We start from the raw sequence: 16552 nt of genomic DNA, 5'->3' as shown, positions 1-16552 counted from the left end.
CTAACCGCCCCAGAAATTCCTCAGCAGGGCATCAAAGCCTTAGCCACACGGGAGTTGGTCTCCCTTCCCAGCTGTTCAGAAATAAAGTTCCCAGCCTCTGCCAGCAACTGTAAATCCACGCCGGTTTCAATACCCATGCCATTGAGCATATAAAGTACATCCTCACTGGCAACATTACCGGAAGCGCCACGGGCATAGGGGCAGCCGCCCAGGCCGGCTACGGCGGAATCTACTACTGCGACCCCCATTTGTAAGGCCGCGTAGATATTGGCCAACGCCTGGCCGTAGGTATCGTGGAAATGCACCGCAAGTTTTTCCACAGGCACGCGGGTCATTACCTGCTCCAGCATACGCTTGGCGGATTCCGGGGTGCCGACACCTATGGTGTCGCCGAGGGAAATTTCGTAGCAACCCATTTCCAGTAGAGCGGCACTAACTTCTGCCACTTTGGCCGGATCAATATCGCCTTCATAGGGGCAACCAAGTACACAGGATACGTATCCGCGAACGGGTATGCCGTCTTGCTTGGCTTTTTCCACCAGTGGACGGAAGCGCTCAAGACTCTCAGCGATACTGCAATTAATATTTTTCTGGGTGAAGGCTTCCGAGGCCGCGCCGAATACGGCGACCTCATCTGCTTTGGCTTCCACTGCGCGCTCATAACCTTTTAAGTTTGGCGTGAGCGCGCTGTAGATAACACCGTCTTTGCGCTGGATACCCGCCAGCACTTCCTCGCTGGCGGCCATTTGCGGTACCCACTTGGGGCTGACAAAACTGCCGGCTTCAATAACCGACAGCCCACTGGCACTGAGCTTGTCCACCAGAGCGATACGGGTCTCCACAGAGATAGGCTGCTTTTCATTTTGCAGCCCATCGCGGGGGCCCACTTCGACGATTTTGACCTGTTTGGGCAAAGTCATTATTGCTCCTCCCCGGCAAAATCCACCAGCAGACTACCGCCATCCACTAGTTCACCTTCGGCACAGAAGAACTGCTGCACGGTGCCAGCGGCTGGAGCCCGCAGGGTGTGTTCCATTTTCATGGCTTCCATTACCAGTAGCGGCTGGTCTTTTTCCACCGTAGAGCCGGCCTCAACCAGCAGCGAAATTATGGTGCCGTTCATGGGGGCATCGAGGCCGTGGGCCTGGTCATTGCTCTCGCCCATATCCGGTGGCAACAGCTTGAATTCCACCTGAGTGCCATCGATAAATACGGCACCGCCATCGCGGGTATCCACGGCAGAGAAACTCATGCGACGGCCATCCACCAGCATCAAGTCGCGTCCCGGCAGAAGGCGAATCTCACCGCTGTTTTGTTCCTCAGGCAAAGCATCGCAAGTCCAGCGCAGGCTATCGCCTTCCGCAACAAAGCGAATTTGAGCGTGCTGGCCACGGTAGTCCACCGTCTGGGTGCGACTGCCAGCCAGAGCATTGCGCCAGTTATCGCCATTATGCCAAGGAGAGAAAGGATCCCGCTGCGGTGCGCTATTGCGTAGATCGCGTTCTTCACGCTGCTGTAAATAACCGGCAATAGCAGCGCATTTCAGCGGCGTCAGTGCCTGCTCCTGATGCAGTACTTCCGCCTCGTAGTCCTCGATAAAGTGCGTCGAAATACAACCGCTGGCAAATGCCTGGTGATTGATCACTCGGCGCAGGAATTCGATATTGTGGCGCACACCGGCAATCTGATAATCACGCAGGGCGCGATCCAATTTGGCCAGGGCTTCTTTGCGGGTGCGGCCGTGGCAGATCAATTTGGCGATCATCGGGTCGTAATGCACGCTGATTTCATCGCCAGTCTGCACACCGGTATCCACCCGCACACCCTCGCCTTCCGCCGGGGGCTGGTGGCGCACCAACACGCCGGTTGCCGGCAGGAAATCATTGTCCGGGTCTTCGGCGTAGATGCGCACTTCCATGGCGTGGCCGTTGATCTGCAGCTCATCCTGGCTCATGGGCAGGGTATCGCCAGCGGCAACTGACAGCTGCCAGGCCACCAGATCCTGGTCGGTGATCATTTCCGTAACCGGGTGCTCCACCTGCAGGCGGGTATTCATTTCCATAAAGTAGAAGGCACCGCTGGCATCCAGCAGGAATTCCACCGTGCCGGCACCCACGTAACCAATCGCGTGGGCCGCGCGCAGGGCTGCTTCACCCATGCGGGCGCGCAGCTCCGGAGTCATGCCCGGTGCGGGAGCTTCTTCCACTACTTTTTGGTGGCGGCGCTGCACCGAGCAATCCCGTTCAAACAGGTAGACACCATTGCCCTGCTGATCACAGAACACCTGGATTTCCACATGGCGGGGACTCACCACATAGCGCTCTAGCAACATAATGTCGTCGCCAAAGGCATTCATGGCCTCACGCTTGGCAGCGGCCAGAGCTTCGTGGAATTCATCGGCACTGTCGACACGGCGCATGCCCTTACCACCGCCGCCGGCAGCAGCTTTCAGCAATACCGGGTAACCGATGCGATTGGCATGGCCTTCCAACAGCTCTTCATTTTGATTGGTGCCATGGTAACCGGGCACCAGGGGCACATTGGCCTCTTCCATAATACGCTTGGCTGCGGACTTGGAGCCCATCGCCTCAATCGCGCCGGTGGGTGGGCCGACAAAAATAATGCCGTTGCTATCGCAGGCGCGGCAAAACTCCGCGTTTTCCGACAGGAAGCCATAACCCGGATGGATGGCATCGGCACCAGTCTGCTTGGCAGCACCCAATACTTTGTCGATATCCAGATACGAATCCCTGGCCGGGGCGGGACCCAGGTGCACCGCTTCGTCCGCCATCTGCACATGCAGAGCGTCGGCATCCACATCGGAATAAACGGCGACAGTAGCCACCCCCAGGCGGCGCGCGGTCTTGATAATGCGACAGGCAATTTCGCCGCGATTAGCTATTAACAGTTTGCGAATCATAAAAATTACCCTTCGCTACCATTCATCCAACTGGGTGCACGCTTTTCCAAAAACGCACTCAACCCTTCCTGTCCTTCCGGCGACACACGCACGGCAGCGATCAGCGCGCTGGTCTGGCCCTGCAATTCATCATTGATAACCCGGTTGGACATGGACATAGCCAGTTGCTTGGCCATGGCGACTGCCTTGGGGCCATTGTCGGCAATGGCATTCACTAATTTCTGCACATGCAGGTCCAGATCAGCCTCGGCACAGACTTCGGATACCAAACCGATCTGTTCCGCGCGTTCAGCGGGGAAACGTTCCGCTGTGACAAAGTAACGACGCGCATGGCGAGTGCCGATAGCATTGATGACATAGGGACTGATGGTGGCGGGCAGCAACCCGATTTTGACTTCGGACAAACAGAAGCTGGCGCGCTCAGAGGCCACGGCCATATCGCAACAGCTCACCAGGCCCACGGCTCCGCCAAAAGCGGCGCCCTGTACTCGCGCAATGGTGGGCGCAGGAAAAGTGTCGAGCTTGTACAGCATGGCGGCGAGCGCAGCTGCGTCGCGGCGGTTTTCCTCTTCTGAATAAGTCGCCATGCGCTTCATCCAGTTGAGGTCGGCTCCGGCAGAAAAGCTCTTGCCATTGGAGGCCAGTACCAACACACGTACAGCGGGGTTTTGCGCCAGGGTGTCAAAGGTGGTGGCCAGCTCGTGGATCAGTTCATCATCAAAAGCGTTGTGGATTTCCGGCCGGTTCAGGGTGACCGTGGCCACGCCCTCGCTATCCACTTCGCACAGCAATTTATCGCTCATTGTAATTCCTCGATTGGGGCGTCTATCACAAGCGGCACCGGAACATTTCGCTGGCGCCGCAACCACGGTTCCTTACATGCGGAACACGCCGAACTTGGTCTCTTCCGGTTCCTTGTGGCTGGCCGCCGCCAGACACAGACCGAGCACGCGGCGGGTATCCGCCGGATCGATAACGCCGTCATCCCACAAGCGCGCGGAGGCGTAGTATGGGTGCCCCTGGTGTTCGTAGTTATCCACAATCGGCTGCTTAAACTGGCGCTCTTCCTCTTCGCTCCAGGATTCACCCCGGGCGGCCATCTGGTCGCGCTTCACCTGGGCCAATACGCCAGCAGCTTGTTCCCCCCCCATAACCGAAATGCGCGCATTGGGCCACATAAACAGGAAGTTGGGATCGTAGGCGCGGCCACACATACCGTAGTTACCGGCGCCGAAAGAGCCGCCGATAAGGATGGTAATTTTGGGCACCTTGGCGGTAGCGACAGCGGTCACCATCTTGGCGCCGTGTTTGGCGATACCGCCCGCCTCGTACTGCTTGCCCACCATAAAGCCGGTGATATTTTGCAGGAACACCAGCGGGATCTTGCGCTGCGCACACAACTCAATAAAGTGCGCGCCCTTCTGCGCACTCTCCGCAAACAGGATGCCGTTATTGGCAACAATTCCCACCGGATAGCCCTGGATACGGGCAAAACCGGTTACCAGGGTGGTGCCGTACAACGCTTTAAATTCATCGAACTCAGATCCGTCCACAACCCGCGCGATAATCTCGCGCACGTCAAACGGCTGGCGCGAATCTTTGGGCACCACGCCGTAAATGTCTTCCGGTGGATAAATCGGCTCCACAGGCTTTTGGATATCCAGGCCAGGATTTTTGATACGGTTCAGGCGAGCTACAGAGCGGCGCGCTAACTGCAGGGCGTGTACATCATTATTGGCGTAGTGATCGGAAACCCCGGAAGTGCGACAGTGCACCTCGGCACCGCCGAGTTCCTCAGCAGAAACTTCTTCACCGGTGGCCGCTTTCACCAGGGGCGGGCCCGCCAGGAAGATGGTGGCCTGCTCTTTCACCATAATGGATTCGTCTGCCATAGCCGGCACATAGGCTCCACCGGCGGTGCAGCTACCCATAACCACCGCGATCTGCGGAATATTCTGTGCAGAGAGATTGGCTTGGTTAAAGAAGATGCGACCGAAGTGCTCACGGTCTGGGAAAACGTCGTCCTGGCGCGGCAAATTAGCACCACCGGAATCCACCAGGTAAATGCACGGCAGATTGTTCAGCTCGGCGATGGTCTGCGCGCGCAGGTGTTTTTTTACTGTGAGGGGATAATAGGTTCCACCTTTTACAGTGGCATCGTTAGCCACTATCACACAGGGCTGACCGGAAACGGTGCCAATACCGGTAATAATACCCGCGGCCGGAACATCCTCACCGTACACCTCGTGAGCGGCCAGCTGGGAAAATTCCATAAAAGGGCTACCCGGATCGAGCAGCGCATCGATACGGTCCCGTGGCAATAATTTTCCTCGCGCCAGGTGTTTTTCCCTTGCGCGCTCGCCGCCGCCCTGGGCGATGGCTTCCACTTTCTCGCGCAGGTCTGCCACCAGCGCCTGCATCTGCTCGCGGTTTTCGCCAAAGGCGGTATCGCGCGTGTTTATTTTGCTCTGCAACTGATTCATAAAGTCCGATTCACTTTCCCGGAGAAAAGACCTCCACAGGGCGCAGCTTATTGCCGCAGTGCCCGGCTGGAGACAGCTGCCGCCGGCAGGCGCCGGCGGCGAGAAGAAATGCCCAGCCTTAGCGGGTCTCTTTAAACAGCTCGCGACCAATCAGCATACGGCGCACTTCAGAAGTGCCCGCGCCGATTTCGTAGAGCTTGGCATCGCGCAGCAGACGACCAGTGGCGTACTCGTTGATGTAGCCATTGCCGCCCAGTGTCTGGATAGCCTGCAGGGCCATCTGTGTTGCGCGCTCCGCAGTAAACAGGATTACAGCGGCGGCGTCCTTGCGCGAGTCCTCACCGCGATCACAAGCCCGGGCCACAGCGTACAGGTAAGAGCGGCTGGCATTCAGGTCAGCGTACATATCGGCGATCTTGCCCTGCATCAGCTGGAATTCACCGATGGCCTTGCCGAACTGCTTGCGCTCGTGAATATAGGGAACCACCACATCCAGGCAGGCCTGCATAATTCCTACAGGGCCTCCAGAGAGAATCGTGCGCTCGTAGTCGAGACCGCTCATCAATACGCGTACACCGCCGTTCAGTTCACCGAGGATATTTTCTTCCGGCACTTCACAGTCTTCGAACACCAGCTCACAGGTGTTGGAACCGCGCATGCCCAGCTTGTCGAGCTTTTGCGCCTGGGAGAAGCCGGCGAAACCGCGCTCAACGATAAATGCAGTGATACCACCGGAGCTGATGCCCGGCTCAGTGCGAGCGTAGATCACATAGGTATCGGCATCGGGACCGTTGGTGATCCACATTTTATTGCCGTTCAAAACAAAGCGATCACCGCGCTTCTCGGCGCGCAGTTGCAGACTTACCACGTCGGAACCGGAGTTGGGTTCACTCATGGCCAAGGCGCCTACATGTTCACCGGAACACAGCTTGGGCAGGTACTTGAGCTTCTGCTCGCGGGTACCATTTTTACGGATCTGGTTTACGCACAGGTTGGAGTGGGCACCGTAGGACAAGCCTACAGAAGCAGAGGCGCGGGAAATCTCTTCCATGGCCACAGCGTGTGCCAGGTAACCCATATTGGAACCGCCGAACTCCTCTTCCACGGTCATGCCCAGCAGACCCAGCTCGCCAAACTTTTTCCACATATCCGCAGGAAACAGATTGTCTTCATCAATCTGCGCCGCGCGCGGGGCCAGCTCCGCCTGGCAGAACTTGTAAACCATGTCACGGAGCATATCGATGTCTTCACCGAGACCGAAATTCAGGGTTGGGTAGGAGGTGTTCATAACGGCTCCACTGATATTTAAAAATGTCTTTAATTCAAATAACCGCCTTGGCGGCTGTTCAATACCACATGAGGCAACTGCGCCACTCTTGGCACAGTGCCGAAATCTGTTTAGGAAACGCTGCTGTCATCGCTTTGCGCCAGGGACTCACGGGCCCTGGATTCAGCTTCATCCAACTCTTCCATCAGGCTTTCGATATCCCGCAGTTGCTGTTGTAACTGCAGACGCTTTTGCGCGATGCGCTCCAATAGACGGTGCAACTGCTCCACATTGCCGTGGGCCGGGTCGTACATATCGATAATTTCGCGGCTCTCATCCAGGGAGAATCCCAGCCGCTTTCCGCGCAGAATCAGCTTTAGGCGCACACGCTCTTCGGGACTATAGACGCGAGTCTGGCCGCGACGCTCCGGATTGAGCAGGCCCTTGTCCTCATAGAAGCGGATGGCGCGAGTAGTGATATCGAACTCCCGCGCCAGCTCGGAAATGCTGTAACTATGGGGCTCCATTTGGCTTGCTTCTGCTTTCATAACGACTTCCTCAAGATGCCATCAAGCCTAGCAAGAGTTTACGTTAACGTAAACGTAAAGCACGCGCCAAAAAAGAACCCTAAGGCACTTCCAGTCACTTAGCCTACGGGGGTCCTGTGGGGAGTAGACTCAGCGCCGAGCAGCTGTTGCAACTGATTGTTGAGAAGTTTTTGATAGGAAGGGGTTAGGCCGGTCACCTCCAATGCCCAACCGGCACCGTGGTGCTCAATTCGCCCCACCAGGGAACTGTCCTCAAGAAGTTCCGGGTGCAAAAACAAGCCACGGGACTGGTTGAGTAGCTGATCGGCACAGAAATCCGGACTCTGTGGCTGGGATGGGACTACCGCCAGAGCCAGCTTCAAACCGGTCGCACGGCTAACGCTCTGCATCTCCCGCAGCAATAAACCACAGCAGACTGCGCGGAAGGCCGCATCAGTTCCAGAGAAATCCAGGCCGATCTGTGGCCCAGCGCAACTCAGGGGGGTGGCACCGTATATGCGCTGCAGCAAACGCATACGTCCATCTAGCTCCCGCTGCAAACCCTCCAGGGCGCTGCGACTTAACTGGTTGCCCAACTGCGCCCAGTTGAGGGGGCGAAGATAAAGCCCAACGCTGGGCTCGGTAACTTCAGCTACAGCTTGAGCAGACTCAGTAACTTGTGCGGGCAATTTGCGCTCCCGGGACAAGCTACCGGTAAGCAGGGCCGCAGCTGCACTAAATGGCAGGGCAAAAACGAGGGTCAGCAACAAGCTGGCCCAAGGGAAGGTAACGGAATTACCGGGCTCAAACGCTACGGTAATATTGCCGGCAATACTATCGTGCAGGACCACTGGCTCGGTGATCGTCTCCCCCTCTTTCAGGTCCCCCACTTCGGCCAGGGAATTCGATTCCACATCCTCAATTAAAATGCCAGAAACCATTGGAAGCTCCAGCAGTTGGCGAGCGATCAGCTGTAAGCTGATACGATCCCCGGCCACAATACTCTCCAGGCTCTGCCCCGCGAGAATAGTTGCTGCCGCCTTCGCGGTAACTCTGTCTCGCTCTATCTGGCCGGTGCGCTGCTGACCATAAAAATGCCCCAGTGCCGCCGCACAGAATATTGCCAGTGTTAGCCAGATAACCAGTGCCAATAAACGCTGGCGGGCGCGTTTGGACAACTGTGCTAATTGAGCCGGTATTTTGCGAAGAATAGATACAATGGAAACTGACATAAACGGCGGCAGACATCTTGCGTATTGTTTTTTTACTATTGCCCCAGCTGTTTTGGAGCAGCGAGCATTTTAACGGTAGGCACCAAAATTGTGCATACCCAATTAATTCCTGAGCGATTGGTAAAGCAGATGGCGAAATAGTTCAATTCAACTCGCACAATTCGAAAAGGAATTTTACTCCCCATTCGAACTGAGCCCATTAAAAACCCTGCTGACCGGCAATCAATGAAATTAAAGCCCGGCAATTTTAGCGAAGAATCTCATAAGAGCTATAATGCGCCGGACATTTAATTCAATCGGGACAGAGCTTATGGGTGATCAAATAAATTCACAGGAATTCCACCTCTCCCTGAAACAGATTTCCCAGGCTTCAGGAAGTGGCACCCTGCGCTACCTGAGCTATCGAGATCAAGTCGCCAAGCTCGGCCTGGAGTATTCCGGTGTAGCCCCTTTTCCCGGTGAGGCTACGGACTTTACCCCGCCCCCCGAAGAACCGAGTGCACTTGAAGCCATTTGGTGTATCACCCTGCTGAGCCCCTCTGCCTCCCTATCCCAACTCCAATACCTTCTGCGATTTTTTGATGAACAACAGTGGAGCCTATTCACCGCTGATACTTTGGCACAAAGACACGATCGCACCGTTATCCGCTTCCAAATTGATGGCGACCTCGATTTTGACAGCGCGCGCCTGGCCTGCCTTGGAGTGGCCGATGAGTTGGGAGTAGACCTAACAATCCAGGCTTCTGTTACCCAGAGGGTGCCAAAGCTGGCGGGCTTTGATATGGATTCAACCCTGATTGATGCTGAAGTCATTGACGAGCTGGCAAAAATTACTGGTATCGGTGATCAGGTTGCCGCTATCACCCAATCTGCCATGGCCGGGGACATAGACTTCTGCGAGAGTTTTAAACGGCGAATGGCCCTGCTAAAAGGTTTTTCCGAGCAGCGTTTGGCAGAAATTGCCCGGGAATTGCCGTTAAAAGAAGGGGCCTATGATTTGCTGGCGGCCTTGCGCGCGCTGGGCTGTAAAACGGCACTGCTTTCCGGCGGCTTTACCTACTTCGCGAAATTCCTGCAGCGAGAGCGCCTGCCCCTGGATTATATCCATGCCAATGAACTGACATTTTCCGAAGGGGCCCTCACCGGCGAAGTGGTGGAGCCCATTATTGATGGCGATCGCAAACGCAAGTTACTGCAGGAAATTGCCGGAAGCTTAGGTTTGGCGCTGGAAAGTGTGGTCGCTATGGGTGACGGCGCCAACGATATTCCCATGTTGAATTTAGGGGAACTGGGTATCGCCATTCACCCCAAGCCCAAGGTGAGGCTACAGGCCCCCCAGGCCATCAATCTGTTTGGCCTGGACGCCGCCCTCTACTTATTTGGTCTCAATGACCAACAAATTGCCAAGCTCGGGGTATAACCCGGCTTAGCTCTTAAAGCATCGCGTGAGGAAAAGGGAAACTGGGCCGCTTGTTGTGATCCGTGCAAGCACTGGGCCCGGGTTTCTGCCCACAACTGGCAAGAAAAAGCCCCAGGACGACTATTAGTAAAGCCCGTTTATACATAGGTGCCTCCCTTCCTGAGTAAAATCTCTGGGCAGCAGAGTACGCAAAGGCAATCCATTTGAACAGCCGTTTAATGATTTTTATGCCAGAAATCTGGCGTATTAATCACGCTATCGTACCAGTTGACTTAGCTATAAAAACAAACTGAAAGAATGCCCATAAAAAATATTTTGTGGAGCAAACTTTAGCATTAGCCAAAGTGGAAGGGAAAAAGAAAGGGGAGAGTTGCCGCAACTCGCATATTGACCTATGGGAATTGCGACAACTGGGAAAAGAGAGCGATTAACTCTCTTTTTTACCGTAAATAACCAGGCTATTTACTTTTACCGTCAGCGGGTGATAACCCACCTTGGCGCGCTCAAAAATGCGTGCAGCCACGTCTTTTTTACCAGTCTCAACCATATTGCGATATAGCGGGCGCAGGAACTTGTTGCGGCCGATACTGGTGAGGAAATTCTCAAGGCGCTCGAAGGCCGGCTCGTAGTCGTTGCGCACTGCGATCATCAGCCAGCTGAAAGCCACTTCGTTATTGCGCGATTCGGTCAGGCCAAAGGCGCCGTCCAATTCCTTCAACTGCGCTTCCGTCAGTTTCTCCGGCATACCATCGAGGAAGTACTTCCACTGGTGGAAAGTCCAACCTTTGGTATCGATATCCTTCGCCGCCAGTTTGCCGTCCAACCACTGTTGACGCACTGGATCCAATTTAGTGAAGGCATCGGATTGCGGATGCGGCGCACCTTCGGGAATACCCGGATCGAAGATCCACTGAAGGATGCGATCGCGGTCCAGCTTGTCGGCGTGCTCAACCAACAGGGTCTTGTCTAGATACTTAACGAAGTCCTCGGTGGTGATGCTCTGGAAGGAGAAGTGGTTGAAGTACTCCATCAGAAAGCGGTCAAACTCTTCGCGACCTACTTTCTGCTCCAGCTCATACAGGAACAGGGAGCCTTTCTCGTAGGGAATATTGGAGAAGACTTCATCGGGGTCACGTCCGCGCAGGTCGATCGCCATAATCTCATCGCGGGGTTCTTTATCAGCCAGATCCGCTTGCAGGTCGTCATAGCCCAGGGCCATTTCCATCTGGTAGCGCTCATCACCGTAGACGAACTGCATAATGCGGTTAGTCAGGTAGGTGGTGAAACCTTCATTCAGCCAAAGGTCTCGCCAACTGGCATTGGTTACCAGATTGCCGGACCAGGAGTGGGCCAGCTCGTGGGCAATCAGGGCTACCAAGCTTTTATCGCCGGCGATCACCGTCGGAGTGATAAAGCTAAGGCGCGGGTTTTCCATACCACCGAAGGGGAAGCTAGGCGGCAGAATCAGCAGATCGTAACGATCCCAGTGGTAGGGACCATACGCCTTTTCAGTCACTTCCAGCATGGATTCGGTATCGGCAAATTCCGCCGCTGCAGATTCCAGCATGGAGGGCTCAGCGTAGACACCAGTGCGCTCGCCCATGGGCTTGAACTTCAGGTCACCAACCGCCAGGGCAATCAGGTAGGAGGGAATGCGCTGGGGCATTTCAAATTCGTAGACGCCATCTTTGGCCGACTGCGGGTCATTGTTCGCACTCATGACTGCGCGCAGTTCTTTCGGAGTGCGTACAGTGGCGTTGTAAGTGATGCGAACTTTCGGGGAGTCCTGCAGTGGAATAAAGCTGCGCGCGTGAATCGCCTGGGCCTGGGTAAACAGGAACGGATGCTTTTTACCCGCAGTCTGCTGAGGCTCCAGCCACTGAACGCCAGAGGCGCCCGGCGCTGTACGGTAGCGGATAGTAATGCTGTCGGCATCTTTCGGCAGCTCAATATTCAGCGGAGTGCCCAGGTGACTGTCTTTCTCGCCCATGGAGAATTTTACTGGCGCGCCATTAGCGGATACAGAAACCACTTCCAGTTCGCGGGTATCCAGTACCATCGGCAGGTTCTTATCGTTGAGACGCTTGAAGTCCAACTTGGCTTCACCTTCAAGAACCTTGCGGGAGAAGTCGACAGTCAGGTCCAGATCCAGGTGCTGAACCTGGTAATCATTGCTGTTGGCAAAAGAGTGGTAATCCACTCCGGACTGGGGCGCTTTTTCAACACCCGGCTTCTTCTCGATCACAGCGGACGCCTTCATCGGCGCGCTCGCACTGTCTAATTCGGCCTTGGAAGGCTCCGACTTGGAACAGCCACCGGCAACGGCAAGGCCGCCAACGATCAGACTGGTACACAGTAAACGGGGCAACATGGGTCTACTCCCTGAGTTCAGCTTTTCAATTTGCGCCACAGGATACCTGACAGAGCGCAGATGAGAAACGATAGGGGACTCTGCACCCACCGTAAGCGGGCACACCGATCCCCCGCTCGAGCCACGGGTACCGACGGTCATGCCGCATTTTGCCAATAAACCAGATTAATGTCTCAGTTTCCTCGCCTTAGGACGAATTTCATGACTAATAGCAGCAAGGGAAGAAAAATACTGACCGTGAATTAATACATCGTTCACTTTCAAGATTCAGACTGCGGTTCTTTTATAACAAGCACTATAAGGAGAACCCCATGTCTCTGTCCCGGAGGCGGTTTTTACAATTTTCCGGCGCAAGCCTGGCGGCCCTGCCCCTACTGAAAGCCTACGGTTCCGGCCAGGAGCCCTTCCAGCACGGCGTGGCCAGCGGTGACCCCCTGGCAGATCGCGTAATTCTCTGGACCCGTATCACCCCATCCGCCGATCCGGAATTCCAGTCCATGGTGCCCTACACCTGGCAGATCGCCCTGGACCCGGAAATGGCCATGGTGGTCAATAGCGGCAGCGGTATTACCGGGCCCGATGTGGACTACACCATCAAAGTGGATGCCAGTGGTCTGCAACCCGGCACCAGTTACTATTACCGCTTCTACTCTAACGGTATCGACTCGCCCATAGGCCGCACCCGCACACTGCCCATCGGCCATGTGGATAAGCTGCGCTTTGCGGTGACCAGCTGCTCCAACTATCCCATGGGTTATTTCAATGTTTACCGGGAAATTGCCCTGCGTGCAGACCTGGATGTGGTGCTGCACCTGGGGGATTACATTTACGAGTACGGACCCGGTGGCTACGGTACCGGCACGGGCCTGGGGCGAGAGCCAATCCCCGCCAAGGAAATGGTGGATATCCAGGATTACCGCCTGCGCTACGCCCAATACCGCTCCGACCCGGATTTACAGGAAGTACACCGCCAACACCCGTTTATCTGTGTCTGGGACGACCATGAAACCACTAACAACGCATGGGCTGGCGGTGCTGAGAACCACAATGTCCAAGATGGCGAGGGCGACTGGTTTGTACGCCGCTCGGTAGCCAACCAGGCCTACTTCGAGTGGATGCCCATCCGCGATAACGGCATCTTTGATCTATTTGGTGACAGGGCCATCTACCGCAGCTTCCGCTTCGGCAATCTGATGGACCTGATGATGCTGGATACCCGCATCGCCGCGCGCTCCGAGCAGGCCAACTGGTTCGATCAGCAGACCGCCGACGACCCGGAGCGCAGCATCCTCGGTACCCAGCAGGAACAATGGCTGCACAGTAGCCTGACCCAGTCCCAGTCGGATGGCGTACGCTGGCGGGTATTAGGGCAACAAGTAATGATGGCGCAACTCACCCTGGCTCGGGATTTGTCTGTGAATATGGACCAGTGGGATGGTTACACCGCATCCCGCGAGCGCCTGTTCGACCACATTGCCGACAATAATATCGACAATTTTGTCGTCCTCACTGGAGATATCCACAGCTCCTGGGCCTGGGACCTGGCCAGCAATCCTTTCAGTATTTTGAAATACGGGCGCCTGACCGGGCGCGGCGCCCTCGGCGGAGAATTTGTCACCCCCGGAGTAACCTCCAGCTTCCTGGACAAATCCCACCTGACGGATGTTGCAGCGATTGCTATGGACGGGTTAATACCACACCTCAAGTGGGTGGAGATCACCCAGCGCGGTTACCTATTGATGGATGTTTCCCACTCCCGCGCCAAGGCCCACTGGTATCACGTGGATACAGTCACCAGTCAGAATTACAACGCCAGCCTGGCAAGGATTTATAAGCAGGAAGCGGGGCAGAACCATATCCAGCGTGCCTGGAGTGAAAGCACAGCTGATGAGTTGGTACCGGCACCGGCACCGCAGTACGGCGCCCTGGCGCGCAATACCATCGCCGCCCTACGCAGCCGCTACAACGTCTGATTTGCAGGCAATAAAAAACCGCACCCCTGTTAAGGCGGTGCGGTTTTTTTAAAAGCTTACAGAGAGAAATTATTCGAGACTGAAATCGAAGTTCATATCCTCCGCCGGCGCCTGCACATAGTACCCCTGAATATAATCAGTACCGGTCTGCCACAAAGTCGGCAGCATACTGGCCTGCTCAATATGGGGCACTATCACCTTGGTATCCGCCTCACCCAAGCGCTGTACCAATCCTGCCAGGGAGTCACTGCTCTCGCCTTCATCCTGGACCTCGCGCACGAAGGAGGGATCGATCTTGGCGATATCCACTTTCACATGCTCAAGAGCCTTGAACGGATTGAGCCCGGTGCCGAAATGACAGACCGAAACGCGACAACCCAATTGCTGGACCTGAGTGGTAAAGTCCCGGGCCGCGTGCAGGTTGCTGTTGATATCCTCCTGACGCAACTGGAAGATCACCGTTCCCGGCGCAACCTTGGCAGCTTTGAAGGCAACCCCCAGCCAACCGGGTAAGCTGCTGTCCACCAGTGAAGCAGTGGTGATATGCAGCATCAAAGAAATATTCTTACCCTCAGCCCTGGCGGCTGCGGCGGCCTTGATCGCGGTAATAATTACCCAGCGATCCATTTTCGCCGACAGTCCCGCATCGCCGAGTTCCTGCAGGAAGGCCAGCGGCGCCAGCTCTTCCTTATCATCGAGCATACGCACCAATACTTCGTACAGCTGCTCGCCAGTTCCCTGCAAACTGAGGATTGGCTGGTAGAGCAACTTCAGACTGCCAGCTTCCAGCGCTTGTACCACCCGTGCACGGTGGTAGGTATCGGCGTCGGCACCACCTTCAGTATCCGGCTCGTAGAGCGCAAAATTCCCACCTTTCTTCTCTTCACCCAAGGCCTGCTTGTGAGCAGATAGCGCTTGGTCCAGCACCTGTTGCGCACCGCTGGAGGCCTCACTCATCAGGGAAATACCGATAGAGGCAGTAATTTGCAGGGTTTTGCCATCTGCATCGAAGATGGTATCGGAAATCTTCTTCAATATATCCTGCGCGCGTTGCTCAATGCTGTCCGGAGTTGTATTCGGGCTGAGCAGGCAGAAGGCATCTTCACTGTACCGGGCCAGGGTATCGCCACTGCGTTGGCAGGATTTGAGTAATTCCGCCATGCCTTTTTGCAGAGCATCGGCACCGGCCACCCCAACAACTTTTAACACTTCATCTTCAAAGCGATCCACTTCAATCAGCATCAGACCGCCGGTATTGTGGGAGTCCGCTGCAGATTTGATGCTGGAATCCAATACCTGCAAGAAGTGCTGACGATTGAAAAGCCCGGTCAGCGGATCGCGGTTCTTGATATCGCTGAGCTGCGCTTCCAATTGCTCCGTATCACCCCGGCGCGAGGCAATACGCACCTGCAGACAGCGCTCATCGTCGTAGGTGGTACTGAGTACTTCTGCGCGAGTGGGCAGAGATTCGCCAGAGGCGGTCTTAGCGGTAAATTTCCACTCTTTCGCCTCCAGCTCATTGCTGTCGATAGCGCAGCTTTTGAGGAATTCACGCCCCGCTTCCTGCTCATTTTCAGCCAGCATATCAATCAGTGGCTGGTATTCGATGTCCTCGCCAGAGTCGTAACCAAAGCGCTCTGCAAGGGAGTCATTGGCGTAGACGATCAAGCCATCAGATATATAAGCGATGGCATCTTTGGAGCTATCGAGTAGCTCCTTGGCACGGTTAAGGGTCGCGTGATAGCGGCGGTCGTGTAGGCGAGCCTGACGGCGATTGGCGAGCGCCCCTAGCTCCCGCTGTATCACAAAGAGAAGGTGTTGGTCTTCATCCACCACTACAACATCGCGGGCTCCGAGCTTCAAACCTTCCACCACGGGTTGGGCACCGGTGCGCTCGGTCAGCATAATTACCGGAACATCTTTTTGCAGCTTGCTGATGGTGCGCAACGCCACTGAGGGGGGCACCTGAGTACTGCTTTCAGCCGCGATCACTAAATCCCAGGTTTTATCCTGGAGCAGGCGGTTAAACACAGCCTCGCTGGCCACATGCTGTGCTCGGTTGGGACGGCCTGCGTTGTGCAGCATACTCACAAGGCGCTGGGCTTCCGACGGGGTATCGTGAATCAGGAGAAGTCGTATTGTGTCGTTGCTACTCATTATTTGCTCTATTTTTTTAATGGCGGCACACAGCTACCGCTGGCGGTAATTTTAGGGGGCGTCAAGGATGGCATACAAGGGTAGATCAAACTGGTACCTGTGATCTAAATCACACAACACCCCCTACAAAAGCTTCCACCTTTCCCATTTGCGAAACCACAGCCGCTAATCAAACTTTCCCAACCTAAGAAGCCCCTGGATA

General features: G+C 55.5%; 11 protein-coding genes. 2 read left to right on the top strand and 9 right to left on the bottom strand.

Going from position 1 to position 16552, the window contains the following annotated elements:
• Positions 1 to 20: 20 nt before the first annotated feature.
• The 7 genes from ACJJI8_RS07955 to ACJJI8_RS07925 form a co-directional block, all read right to left on the bottom strand.
• Positions 21 to 920: a hydroxymethylglutaryl-CoA lyase gene (locus ACJJI8_RS07955; protein WP_444934737.1), complete on the bottom strand. Its 900-nt coding sequence runs from the start codon at positions 918 to 920 to the stop codon at positions 21 to 23.
• Positions 920 to 2920 carry an acetyl/propionyl/methylcrotonyl-CoA carboxylase subunit alpha gene (locus tag ACJJI8_RS07950; protein ID WP_444934736.1) on the bottom strand — a complete coding sequence of 667 codons (2001 nt, stop codon included), beginning with the start codon at positions 2918 to 2920 and terminating at the stop codon, positions 920 to 922. Before ACJJI8_RS07950 ends, ACJJI8_RS07955 begins: the two co-directional genes overlap by 1 nt.
• Positions 2921 to 2925: 5 nt before the next feature.
• Complete coding sequence (locus ACJJI8_RS07945) at positions 2926 to 3723, bottom strand: enoyl-CoA hydratase/isomerase family protein (RefSeq protein WP_282934596.1); 798 nt, start codon at positions 3721 to 3723, stop codon at positions 2926 to 2928.
• A 72-nt stretch (positions 3724 to 3795) separates the two neighbouring features.
• Positions 3796 to 5403: a carboxyl transferase domain-containing protein gene (locus ACJJI8_RS07940; protein ID WP_444914918.1), complete on the bottom strand. Its 1608-nt coding sequence runs from the start codon at positions 5401 to 5403 to the stop codon at positions 3796 to 3798.
• 118 nt (positions 5404 to 5521) lie between these two features.
• Entirely contained in the window at positions 5522 to 6691 is a 1170-nt protein-coding gene (locus ACJJI8_RS07935; RefSeq protein ID WP_444895377.1) for an isovaleryl-CoA dehydrogenase, read from the bottom strand.
• A gap of 110 nt (positions 6692 to 6801) precedes the next feature.
• Positions 6802 to 7218, bottom strand: coding sequence for a MerR family transcriptional regulator (locus ACJJI8_RS07930; RefSeq protein WP_444911985.1), 417 nt, complete (start codon positions 7216 to 7218; stop codon positions 6802 to 6804).
• A gap of 98 nt (positions 7219 to 7316) precedes the next feature.
• Positions 7317 to 8429, bottom strand: a complete 1113-nt coding sequence (locus ACJJI8_RS07925) for a hypothetical protein (protein ID WP_444895379.1) — start codon at positions 8427 to 8429, stop codon at positions 7317 to 7319.
• Between the two features lie 310 nt (positions 8430 to 8739).
• Here ACJJI8_RS07925 and serB point away from each other — a divergent pair, with 310 nt between their 5' ends.
• Positions 8740 to 9849, top strand: a complete 1110-nt coding sequence (gene serB, locus ACJJI8_RS07920) for a phosphoserine phosphatase SerB (protein ID WP_444934735.1) — start codon at positions 8740 to 8742, stop codon at positions 9847 to 9849.
• Positions 9850 to 10276: 427 nt separating this feature from the next.
• On the opposite strand, the gene ACJJI8_RS07915 is transcribed toward serB, so the two are convergent.
• Positions 10277 to 12220, bottom strand: coding sequence for a M1 family metallopeptidase (locus ACJJI8_RS07915; RefSeq protein ID WP_444934734.1), 1944 nt, complete (start codon positions 12218 to 12220; stop codon positions 10277 to 10279).
• A gap of 311 nt (positions 12221 to 12531) precedes the next feature.
• Here ACJJI8_RS07915 and ACJJI8_RS07910 point away from each other — a divergent pair, with 311 nt between their 5' ends.
• On the top strand, positions 12532 to 14193 hold the full coding sequence (locus ACJJI8_RS07910; protein WP_444934733.1) for an alkaline phosphatase D family protein: 1662 nt from the start codon (positions 12532 to 12534) through the stop codon (positions 14191 to 14193).
• A 69-nt stretch (positions 14194 to 14262) separates the two neighbouring features.
• On the opposite strand, the gene ACJJI8_RS07905 is transcribed toward ACJJI8_RS07910, so the two are convergent.
• A complete protein-coding gene (locus ACJJI8_RS07905; RefSeq protein ID WP_444934732.1) occupies positions 14263 to 16350 on the bottom strand; it encodes a GGDEF/EAL domain-containing response regulator in 2088 nt (695 codons plus the stop codon).
• Positions 16351 to 16552: the final 202 nt, after the last annotated feature.

The organism is Microbulbifer maximicatervae (SeqCode) (genome assembly GCF_052467695.1).
This window is presented reverse-complemented; position numbering and strand designations above follow the sequence as displayed.

Coding starts and splice junctions, on each gene's coding strand:
- ACJJI8_RS07955 (WP_444934737.1), bottom strand. CDS start 920: ATGACTTTGCCCAAACAGGTCAAAATCGTCGAAGTGGGCCCCCGCGAT.
- ACJJI8_RS07950 (WP_444934736.1), bottom strand. CDS start 2,920: ATGATTCGCAAACTGTTAATAGCTAATCGCGGCGAAATTGCCTGTCGC.
- ACJJI8_RS07945 (WP_282934596.1), bottom strand. CDS start 3,723: ATGAGCGATAAATTGCTGTGCGAAGTGGATAGCGAGGGCGTGGCCACG.
- ACJJI8_RS07940 (WP_444914918.1), bottom strand. CDS start 5,403: ATGAATCAGTTGCAGAGCAAAATAAACACGCGCGATACCGCCTTTGGC.
- ACJJI8_RS07935 (WP_444895377.1), bottom strand. CDS start 6,691: ATGAACACCTCCTACCCAACCCTGAATTTCGGTCTCGGTGAAGACATC.
- ACJJI8_RS07930 (WP_444911985.1), bottom strand. CDS start 7,218: ATGAAAGCAGAAGCAAGCCAAATGGAGCCCCATAGTTACAGCATTTCC.
- ACJJI8_RS07925 (WP_444895379.1), bottom strand. CDS start 8,429: ATGTCAGTTTCCATTGTATCTATTCTTCGCAAAATACCGGCTCAATTA.
- serB (WP_444934735.1), top strand. CDS start 8,740: ATGGGTGATCAAATAAATTCACAGGAATTCCACCTCTCCCTGAAACAG.
- ACJJI8_RS07915 (WP_444934734.1), bottom strand. CDS start 12,220: ATGTTGCCCCGTTTACTGTGTACCAGTCTGATCGTTGGCGGCCTTGCC.
- ACJJI8_RS07910 (WP_444934733.1), top strand. CDS start 12,532: ATGTCTCTGTCCCGGAGGCGGTTTTTACAATTTTCCGGCGCAAGCCTG.
- ACJJI8_RS07905 (WP_444934732.1), bottom strand. CDS start 16,350: ATGAGTAGCAACGACACAATACGACTTCTCCTGATTCACGATACCCCG.